This is a genomic window from Amycolatopsis acidicola (genome assembly GCF_007713735.2).
Taxonomy (GTDB): domain Bacteria; phylum Actinomycetota; class Actinomycetes; order Mycobacteriales; family Pseudonocardiaceae; genus Amycolatopsis_E; species Amycolatopsis_E acidicola.
On sequence record NZ_VMNW02000162.1, the window covers coordinates 1 to 9,202 of the forward strand.

Annotated in this window: 9 protein-coding genes and 1 pseudogene; 5 read left to right on the top strand and 5 right to left on the bottom strand. The window is 68.6% G+C overall.

The window, feature by feature from the left end:
- Positions 1–454: 454 nt before the first annotated feature.
- The 3 genes from FPZ12_RS44485 (at position 455) to rraA (ending at position 2,629) form a co-directional block, all read left to right on the top strand.
- Positions 455–748: a hypothetical protein gene (locus tag FPZ12_RS44485; protein WP_166463117.1), complete on the top strand. Its 294-nt coding sequence runs from the start codon at positions 455–457 to the stop codon at positions 746–748.
- Between the two features lie 210 nt (positions 749–958).
- The gene (locus tag FPZ12_RS44490; RefSeq protein ID WP_208026233.1) at positions 959–2,062 is read left to right on the top strand and encodes a hypothetical protein; all 1,104 of its coding nucleotides are present in this window, start codon (positions 959–961) and stop codon (positions 2,060–2,062) included.
- A gap of 84 nt (positions 2,063–2,146) precedes the next feature.
- Positions 2,147–2,629 carry a ribonuclease E activity regulator RraA gene (gene rraA / locus FPZ12_RS44495; RefSeq protein ID WP_144761254.1) on the top strand — a complete coding sequence of 161 codons (483 nt, stop codon included), beginning with the start codon at positions 2,147–2,149 and terminating at the stop codon, positions 2,627–2,629.
- Between the two features lie 81 nt (positions 2,630–2,710).
- Here rraA and FPZ12_RS44500 read toward each other — a convergent pair.
- Both FPZ12_RS44500 and FPZ12_RS44505 read right to left on the bottom strand, forming a co-directional pair.
- Positions 2,711–3,541 (bottom strand): annotated as a pseudogene (locus tag FPZ12_RS44500) (IS5 family transposase).
- 30 nt (positions 3,542–3,571) lie between these two features.
- On the bottom strand, positions 3,572–4,609 hold the full coding sequence (locus FPZ12_RS44505; RefSeq protein ID WP_144761257.1) for a serine hydrolase domain-containing protein: 1,038 nt from the start codon (positions 4,607–4,609) through the stop codon (positions 3,572–3,574).
- 178 nt (positions 4,610–4,787) lie between these two features.
- Here FPZ12_RS44505 and FPZ12_RS44510 point away from each other — a divergent pair, with 178 nt between their 5' ends.
- Positions 4,788–5,321, top strand: a complete 534-nt coding sequence (locus FPZ12_RS44510) for a TetR-like C-terminal domain-containing protein (RefSeq protein WP_166463118.1) — start codon at positions 4,788–4,790, stop codon at positions 5,319–5,321.
- Here the strand turns inward: FPZ12_RS44510 and FPZ12_RS44515 are convergent.
- Complete coding sequence (locus FPZ12_RS44515; RefSeq protein WP_208026234.1) at positions 5,318–6,088, bottom strand: alpha/beta fold hydrolase; 771 nt, start codon at positions 6,086–6,088, stop codon at positions 5,318–5,320. The genes FPZ12_RS44510 and FPZ12_RS44515 overlap by 4 nt on opposite strands.
- A 143-nt stretch (positions 6,089–6,231) precedes the next feature.
- On the opposite strand from FPZ12_RS44515, the gene FPZ12_RS44520 reads away from it, so the two are divergent.
- A complete protein-coding gene (locus tag FPZ12_RS44520; protein WP_144761263.1) occupies positions 6,232–7,086 on the top strand; it encodes an SAM-dependent methyltransferase in 855 nt (284 codons plus the stop codon).
- A 43-nt stretch (positions 7,087–7,129) separates the two neighbouring features.
- Here the strand turns inward: FPZ12_RS44520 and FPZ12_RS44525 are convergent, their stop codons facing one another.
- Together FPZ12_RS44525 and FPZ12_RS44530 are read right to left on the bottom strand one after the other, a co-directional pair.
- Complete coding sequence (locus FPZ12_RS44525) at positions 7,130–8,329, bottom strand: FAD-dependent oxidoreductase (protein ID WP_144761266.1); 1,200 nt, start codon at positions 8,327–8,329, stop codon at positions 7,130–7,132.
- Between the two features lie 158 nt (positions 8,330–8,487).
- Positions 8,488–9,135 carry a PadR family transcriptional regulator gene (locus tag FPZ12_RS44530; protein ID WP_144761270.1) on the bottom strand — a complete coding sequence of 216 codons (648 nt, stop codon included), beginning with the start codon at positions 9,133–9,135 and terminating at the stop codon, positions 8,488–8,490.
- Positions 9,136–9,202: the final 67 nt, after the last annotated feature.

A 9,202-nucleotide genomic window follows, 5' to 3' on the forward strand; every position in this document is an offset into this window, starting at 1 on the left:
GGCGGGAGCGGTCGGTCGGCCACCTGAGTGATCGGGTGGCCGAATCGAGTGCCGCGGCCACCGCCCCTCCGGGGCAGAGCACCGCCGTTGCGGGGCAGAGGTGTGAGCGGGCGGGTAGCTCGGATCGGGTGCTGCGACTGCCACTCTTCGGACGCAGGGCACCGCCGTTGCGGGGCAAGGATGACCAGGGCGGTTGCTCGGTCGCGCGAGTGAGTGGCGGGGATCGGGTGCGAGTACGGCCACCTTCGGGCGTGGGAGGCAGTCGTTGCGAGCCAAGAGCCATGGCGCGGGCGCTTGCTTGGCCGCGTGAAGGAGCAACCGGTTAGCCGGGGGGAAGGCCGCTGGATCGTGTTTGCGAACTTTGCTGCCGACTAATGGCCCAGTGTGCGCGGCCGGACGGAGCAATTGGCCTGGTTGCCGGTTTTCGAACCGTGGGCGGAGGAATTCTCCCGCCATGACCAGAACACGACTGTATCGTGGCCATGCGACCGCTGCCAGGGTGATCACCGGCATCGGGGCGGTGTTCGCGCTCATCGAGGTCATCTACATCCTCATGATCCTCTTGGGCGCCAACGCGGGCAATGCCTTCTTCGGTTTCATCCGCGGCCTTGCGGAACCGCTGGCGTTGTTCTTCCCCGGGTTGTTCCCCATCGCCAACGTCCAACTGGCCGTGCTCGTGAACTACGGGCTGGCCGCTGTTTTCTGGCTGGTCGTGACGGGGCTGGTGGCACGGCTGTTCTCCCGCTGACCGGGCCGCGTGCGCGCCCGTGCCATGGAAGGCGGGAGTGCCGGTGCGGCAGGCAAGCGGAATCGCTCCGCCGGCGCGGCGGGGCGACTTGCCCGCCGCGACGCTGTGAGCACCGGAAACCCAACCAGGGCAGGCATTTCCCGCCCGTGGCAGCAGTGAATTGACTCTCCTGACGCCAAGTGAATGCGGTAGTGGATCTATGCTCCCGTCGTGGAGTTGGGGCGGGAATGGGCGGCTGTCACCGGCGAGGTCGCTCCGGGCACGGGCAGCCCGGAACGCAATGCGTTCGAAGGCTCGGGGGCGCAGGCGTTCCTCGCGGTGCCCTTCGTCGGGCTTCCCGGCTCGCCAGGGCATCGACGGCTGGTGGTCGGCCAGGCGCGAGTCCTCGTCACGGCGGGCGCGGCCGAGGTCCGGGTTGCGGTGGACGGCATTTGGTCCGAAAAGGACGGTTGGCGCGCGGAAACCGAGCCGGAGAAAGAGTTCTCCTTGCCCGCGCCAAATCTTGCCGCGGCACCGGACGGCGAAGATCCGGAAGACGTTGCGGCACAGGGATCTCTCCTTCCCTCGATGGAATCGCGCGACGGAGCAGGCCCCGAAGGCGTCGCGGTTTCGGTGGCCAAGGCGATCGCGGAGAACAGCCGCAACCAGGTGCTGGTTCTCCGCAGCCTCAGGTACGAACTGGAACGACGGCTGGCCGGACTGCTCGCGGGACGCCGGGGCGGTGTGCTCCGACCGTTGCTGGCGGAGATCATCGAGCTCTCCACAGCTCTGGGCAGGGCACGCGACCAGGCACAGCGCGCGGTCCGTGACGGGCTGTGGATGTGGCTGTGGGACGCCGAGTCCTACCACCGCAACCGCCCGGACAGCGACCCCGTCCCGGGACAGGCGCCTCCCTGGTTTCGCACTTACCGCAACGCGGTCCTGCACTGCGAAGCCGTCGACACGCAGCTGGCGGAGGAGATCTCCCGCCTGCATTCGCTGTTGTCGAGCATGTCGGCGTTCGCCGTCGCGCAGGACGCCGAAGCACAGGAGCGCTTCAACCTGCTGGCTGCGGTCGTTGCTGCCGGTTTAGGGTTACCGGCCCTGATTCTTTCGCTCTACGGTGCGGACTCCTTCCTGCCGTTGAACTCCTTCGACCATGCCTGGCGCGCGCTTCTCCCGATCGGCGCCACTGTCGGTGTCGCGACTATTGCCGCTGTACGGTTCCTGCCCGGCCGCGCGCGCCCGCGGCATTACCTAGCCGCGGTGGCCGTGGTGCTGGGCTTGCTGGCGATGTTGCTGTTTGCCGGGGTGTTCGCTCCTCCTGGAAAGTAACGCCACGTGGAAACCAGCGACGCCGCGACGCTCCGGTGTGGACGGCGTGCCGGGCGGGGCGTGGGCCTGAGGCATGATGGCCCGGTGACGAGTTCTTTCAGCACCGCGGATCTGGTGGACGAGCACGGGGACAAGCTCCGTGTCTGCGACACCCAGTTCCGGCAGTTCGGTTCGCATCGTTCCTTCTCCGGTCCGGTTCGTACGGTCTCCTGTTATGAGGACAACGGCCTCGTTCGCGAGCTCCTCAACACTCCGGGCGAGGGCCACGTGCTGGTGGTGGACGGCGGTGGTTCGCTGCACACCGCGCTCACCGGCGACGTGATCGCCGGCGCGGCCGTGGACAACGGCTGGGCGGGTCTGGTGATCAACGGGGCGGTGCGGGACAGCGCGGTGCTGGCCGGGCTCGCGATCGGGATCAAGGCGCTGGGCACGAATCCGCGCAAGAGCACCAAGAGTGGCGTCGGCACGGTGGACGCCGCCGTCGGGTTCGGCGGCATCATGTTCCACCCAGGGGATCTTCTCTACGCCGATGACGATGGTGTTGTCCTGCTGCCGCCCCAGTCCTAGGAGGGATCTTCGAGCCACACCCGGTCGACCGGGGTGGGACCGAGGCTCCGTCGCAGACCGCCCGCCCTCTAAGCCGGCATCTCATTTGGGGCTGTTGTGGGTCAGTACGTTGAGTGTGATGGCGCGGCGGCAGCAGATGATGGCGCAGGCCAGGCTGGTGAAGGCCGTGTAGTGGGCGGCTTTGCGTTCGTAGCGGCGGCCGATCCGGCGGAACCGGGAAAGCCATTCCAGGGTGCGTTCGATGACGTAGCGGTGACGGCCCAGGTGTGTTTGGCCGATTCGATGCCCCGGCGGGCGATGCGGGGGATGATGCCCCGTTGCCGGACGATGGTGCGGCAGGTCTGGTAGTCGTAGCCCTTGTCGGCGTGCAGTTTGTGTGGTCGCCGTGGCCGCCCGGCTGGCCCGTTGACCGGGGCGACGGCGTCGATGATCGTGTCGAGTTCCTTGTGGTCGTTGCGGTTGGCCGCGGAGATGACCACGGCCAAGGGGAGACCGCTCCGCTCGCTCATCGCGTCGATTTTCGAGCCACGCTTGCCTCGGTCGACCGGGCTGGGGCCGGTCAGGCCCCCCTGTGGCGGCACGGACGTGCATACCGTCCATCGACGCGCGTGACCAGTCGATCGCCCCGGCCACGCCCAACACGTCCAGCATCACCTGGTGCAGGTGGGTGAACACACCCGCGCCGACCCACTCGGTGAACCGGGGAAGCGCAGTAGGAGCGCTGATCCCGAACGTGGAAGGCAGTGCCGCCCAAGCGCACCCCGTCTGCAGCATGGACAAGATCGCGGCCAGCACCGCGCGGTCGGCCAGCCGACGCCTGCCTCCGCCCTGGTGGCGCTGCGGCGCATCCGGCAACAACGGGCGTGCCAACAGCCACAACGGTTCCGGGCACCACTGGTCCACATCGTTCATCACCAAACACGCACCCAAATGAGATGCCGTCTAAGCATCACCGAACTCTCGGAGGACCGCGTCGGCCACGGCGGCGTGGTGCCGGACGTCGGCGGGGCTCGCTCCCAGACGGTCGGTGAGGTACGCGAAGGCCAGCTCCCGCTCCGGGTCGGCCCAGGCTATGCAGCAGTTACTTCCGTTGTGCCCGAACGTTTCCCGCCCGCTCAGCGTCCCCATCGGACTGAGCCCGCGTGCCGCGCCCAGCTGGAAACCCTGTGACCACCGGATCGGCTTCCCGATGGCGCGATCCACCTCGCCCTCGCTCGAAGGCGTGCGGGCGCGGGCGATGGTTTCCGGCTCCACCACGCCATCACCTCCACGCAGCAGCGCCCGGTAGAACGCCGCGAGGTCACGCGCGGTGGTGGACAGCCCGGCCGCCGGGATGACGGCCTCCCGCGTGGAGCGGAGGTTGAACAGCGCGCCGAAGGGGCCGCGAACCGGAACCCGCCGCCGCTGCTGCTCGGCCGGCAGCCCGAGAAAAGAATCCCGCAAACCCCACGGGACCAGCAACTCCTCCCGCACCAGAACGTCGATCGGCGTCCCCGTGACCTCGTGGACGACCTCGCCGAGGATGAACCCGTACGCCAGGAACTGGTACGCCGGAACGGAACCCGGCGGCCACCGGGGCCGGGCGCCCTGGATGCGCCGGATGGATCGCCGCCAGTCCGTCGCCGCGAGGACATCGCCCATCACACTGCCCGCGTTCGCCAGTCCGGAACGGTGCTGAAGCACCTGCCGCACCGTGATTTTTTCCTTACCCGCCAAGGCGAACTCCGGCCAGTACGCCGCCACCGGGCGGTCCAGCGAGAGCAGCCCGAGCTGGGCCAGCAGGTGGACCAGCATGGCGGGGAACGGCTTCGTCGCGGAGAATATCCAGAACAGCGCATCACGCGCGCAGCCGACAGCGCTGTCGACCACCACCTCCTCTCCACGTAGCACGCACAACTGCGCCGCACCACCACGCGCGCGTACGAGCCTCTCGGCCGCGCTCAGCCGCCCGCCTCTGGCGAACGAAGAAATCTCCGGCATACCGCTTCCCCCAGTGACCTGTCCGATCGGAAACAGGACCGCTCATGACGAGCCGGCTCGACCCGGCCGGCACGCTAATGCAGGTCCTCCTGCGATAACGGTACCAGAGTTATCGCAGGAGAGCTTGCATTAACATGGGTGAATGACAACGCGGCGAACCGGGGGTAGGAGTGCGCGGGTGCGCGAGAACGTGCACCTGGCGACGATGGACATCGTGTGGTCTCAGGGGATCGACGCGTTGTCGGTGGCGGCGGTCGCGGAGAAGTCCGGCGTGCACGAGACGACGATCTACCGGCGCTGGGGTACCCCGGCCGGCCTGGTGGTCGACTACGTGACCAGCGAAACGCACCAGGCTTTTCCCGTGCCCGACAACGGAAATCTGCACGCGGACCTCGTGGAGCTGCTGGGCGAGATCGTGGAGTTCGTGGAGCAACCACTGGGCAGGCTGGTCCTGCAGCTCTCCGCCCGCCGCGACCAGCCCGGCTACGAGGAAGTCCGCGAGCAGTTCCGCGTGGACCGATTCGAGGCCGGGATGAAGGTGTTCGAGCACGCGGCGCAACGAGGCGAACTCCGCCCCGGACTGGACCGGAATCTGGCGCTGGAGACGCTGATCGGCCCGCTGTACGTCCGGCTGCTGCTCACCGACGGCGAAGTCGGCGCGGAGCTGGTGCCGGAGGTGGTGGATCTGGTCCTGCCCGGGATGCTCGCCTAGGTTTCCCTTGTCTCGCAAGCGTTTGCGCCGCGCGCGAAGAACTCCGCCATGGCATCGCCCAATTCGGGCTTGGCCACCGCGCTCATGTGGTCACCCGCCACCGTCGCGGATTCCCCGCGCCCCAACGCGGACGCCAACTCCGCCGCCGACGCGTGAAAGGGATCGGCGGCGCCCGTGAGCACCAGCACCGGAGTTTCGATCCGCGCCAGCTCCTCGCGCGAGGTGTCGACCGCAGTGTCCAAAATGTGCAGCAGCGCGGCCGGATCCCCGCCCACGGCGCGGAGGAACCGCACCACCGGCCAGTCCGCCGACCCGCGCGTGACGGACTCGGGATCGCTGAGTGCGCGCCGGAATCGCTCTCCCTCCGCGGGCCCGAGCCCGGAAATCCCGCTCAGCCCCATTCCCGCCACGATCGCGCGGCCTGGCGCGGCGCCGCGCGCGAGCATGCGGACGACGGTCCGGCCGCCGAGCGAGTACCCGGCGAGGTCGTAGCCGGTGAGCCCCAGGTGTTCGGCCAGATCGAACCCGTCGTCGGCGAGCACGTCGGGCGGATAGGCGGCCGGGTCGTGCGGTTTGGCGCTCTCGCCATGCCCGCGCAGATCGGGCAGGATCACGCGAAACCCGGCCGCGGCGAGTTTCTCCGCATGGCCGGGCCCCAGCCAGTTCACTCGTGCGGTGGAGAGATAACCGTGCAGCAGGACAACCGGCCGCCCTTCGCCGATTTCCCGAAAGGCCAGTTCAACGCCGTCGCGCGCGCGGAAGTACACGCCGGGAGATGCTACTGCCCCGCAACGGGAGTAGAAGATCCACAGTGGATGTTGCCGAACTGACGCGATGTCGCGTTTACGGGGCGAACGCGGCGCATTACCCTGGGTCGGTCAGCCGTCCTTCACGTTCTGCGAGGCCGTAAATGTCCGGTGCACCGAACTCCCCTTCACCGAGCCAGGTCCCGGTCGGGGTGGACCCGACCCGACCGAGCATCGCGCGGATCTACGACGGGTTCCTCGGTGGGAAGGACCACTACGAGGTCGACCGCGTCGTGATGCGCAAGATCAACGACGCGGTGCCGGAGGCGGTCCACATCGCCCGCGGCAACCGCGGCTTCCTCAACCGCGCCTGCCGCTTCCTCGCCGCGCAGAGCAAGATCGAGCAGTACCTCGACTGCGGATCCGGCCTGCCGACGGCGGAGAACACCCACCAGATCGTGCAGCGCACCAACCCGGACGCGCGCGTGGTGTACGTCGACAACGACCCGGTGGTGCTCGCGCACGGACGCGCCCTGTTGGAGGAGAACGAGAACGTCCACATCACCGAGGCCGACATCTTCACCCCGTCCACGGTGCTGAAGAACCCGGTCGTGAGCACCCACCTCGACCTCTCGGAACCGCTGGTGCTGCTGCACGTCGGCACCCTGCACCACCTCGAGGGCGACGGCGGCCCGGCCGTGATGCAGGAGTACATCGACGCGCTCGCACCTGGTTCGTACGTGGTGTTTTCGCACTTCTTCGACCCCGAAACCCCGGGACAGACCGAGATCGCGAAGAAGATCGAAGAGATCCTGGTGAAGGGCCCGATGGGCGCCGGCCGGTTCCGTACCCGTGACGAGATCCTGGCGATGCTGCCGGGCCTGGAGATCATCAAGCCGAACGCCACCACCGGACCCGACCTGGTGGCCTGTGACGAATGGTGGCCGGATGGCCCGCGGCTCACTCCGCTGAGCGATTCCGCGCACTGCATCGCGGGAATCGTCGCTCGCAAACCGTGACGACGGAGGGACGCCCCCGGAGGATTCCGGGGGCGTCCCCGGGTCAGCGCGCCGTGGCGAGCGGGGCGTCCCAGTCGATGGCGTAATCCACCTGCCAGGCCATTTTCTCCGGTTTCGCCAGCAGTTTCATCGCGACCGGCAGCACGAGATCCCGCACCACCCTGGCCACCGGCCCGGCCGCCTTGTCGCTGTTCGTGCGCTCGGCCGAGGCGATGACCCGTTCCACCCGCTCCCGCCGGAGCCCCTCATAGACCGCAAACGCTTGCGGCACCGGCAGATCCCGCAGGCAGCGGGCGAGCTGGACGGCGCTTTCCATCGCCTGCGATGCGCCTTGCCCGGAGCTGGGCGAGGTGGCGTGGGCGGAATCGCCGACGAGCACCATCCGGCCGCGGCTCCACACCGGCACCTTCGGCAGGTCCTCCATCGCGCCGACGTTCACGAGCTGCTCCGGGTCGACGTCGCGCAGGATTTCCAGCGCCGGCGTGCGATCCTCGGCGAACACGTCACGCAGGACACGCAGCCATTCCTCGGCGCCGACGGCGTGCGCCTCGGCACGGGTGAGCGGCTCGCGGCGCGGCAGGTTGGCGAACCAGCCGGTGCGCCCGTCTTCCTCTATTTGGTAGGCGAAGAAGGCGCGCTTGCCGAAGACCATGTGCATCGAGCCGTTGGTGGACGGCAGGTTCGTCCGGGTGAGACCGCCGAACCCGAGCAGCCCGCTGTAGCGCGGCTCCGGCGCCGATGGGTCGATGATTTTCCTTACCGTGGAACGGATTCCGTCCGCCCCGATGAGGATATCGGCGCTCGCGGTGCTGCCGTCGGTGAAGCGGGCGCGCACGCCGTCCGCGGTTTCCTCGGCACTTTGAAAGCGCTTTCCGTGCACGAACTCGATGCCCCGCCGGGACGCTTCGTCGTAGAGCGCCCGGTAGAGGTCGGCGCGCCACACGCTGTGGAACACCGGTGCCCCGCCCTGCCCGCCGAACTCGGCGAGCCGTTTTCCGGTCCAGCTCTGCATGATCATCGATGTGACCGGCTCGCCGATCCCCCGCACTGCGTCGTCGGCGCCGACGACGCTGAGCGCGCGCACCCCGTTCGGCGCGAGGCCGAGCATCCCGCCGATCCCGTCCGCCGCCGTGTCGTACGCCTCGTGGACCGTGGCTTCGATCCCGGCGCGGTGCAGTGCCATCGCCGCCACCGAGCCCGCTATCCCGCCGCCGATGATCAGCGCGGTTCTGGTTTCCGTCATGGGTTTCTCCTGTTCGGTGTGCCCGAACCGGCCCGGCTGACGGCTGCCCGGTTATCGTTGGAGTGCCACCTCGTGGCCGGGAGCCGTCTCGCGCGGATTCGGGTTCGAGTGTGAAAGGGCTCCGGCGGCGGTGTTGCCGCACCTCCGCCGGAGCCCGCTCAACGGGGTTCGCTCCCCCTTTCCGCGAGTTCGGTCAGTTCGGGCGGAAGCCGCCCGGTGTCGTGGAAGGCCTGCCACTGGCCCAAACCTGGGAAGGTGCCTTCGGTCAGCTCGTGCAGCAACGCCTTGATCCAGGCGGCTTCGGCTTCCCGGATCGCGAGTTCGTATTCCGTCTCGATGAGGAAGAGGCGGGGGATTTCCGCCGCGGCCTCGGTGAGCGCTTTGCGCTGCGACTCGAGTTGCCCGGCGAGCGTGTCGAGCCGGCCGCGGAGCAGGGTGATCACGTCGGTGGGCGGGATGATGGCGAGAACCGACAGGCCCGCCTGGAATCGTGACTGTTCGGGCTCGGGCGTGGCGACGAGCTCGCGCGCCCAGTCGACCAGCTCCGCGCGGCCGGCGTCGGTGATGCGGTAGACCGTGCGCTCGGGGCGGCCGCCCTCGCGCCGGCTTTCGGCGGCTTCGAGGAAGCCGTGCTTTTCGAGGTTGCCGACGACGGTGTAGAGCGAGCCCCATTTGATCGGCATGTCCTTGTCCTTGCCGCGTTCGCGCAGGATGGACGCCATTTCGTACGGGTGCATGGGGCGCTGCACGACCGCGGACAGCACGGCGAGCGCGAGCAGGTTGCCGACCTTGCGACGTTGGGCCATGGGACTTCCTCGTGGGCGAATACTCGTGGGCGAGTATAGGGCTGGGATGAGGGGGACGGCAAGGGGG

Coding starts and splice junctions, on each gene's coding strand:
- FPZ12_RS44485 (WP_166463117.1), top strand. CDS start 455: ATGACCAGAACACGACTGTATCGTGGCCATGCGACCGCTGCCAGGGTG.
- FPZ12_RS44505 (WP_144761257.1), bottom strand. CDS start 4,609: ATGCCGGAGATTTCTTCGTTCGCCAGAGGCGGGCGGCTGAGCGCGGCC.
- FPZ12_RS44520 (WP_144761263.1), top strand. CDS start 6,232: ATGTCCGGTGCACCGAACTCCCCTTCACCGAGCCAGGTCCCGGTCGGG.
- FPZ12_RS44525 (WP_144761266.1), bottom strand. CDS start 8,329: ATGACGGAAACCAGAACCGCGCTGATCATCGGCGGCGGGATAGCGGGC.
- FPZ12_RS44530 (WP_144761270.1), bottom strand. CDS start 9,135: ATGGCCCAACGTCGCAAGGTCGGCAACCTGCTCGCGCTCGCCGTGCTG.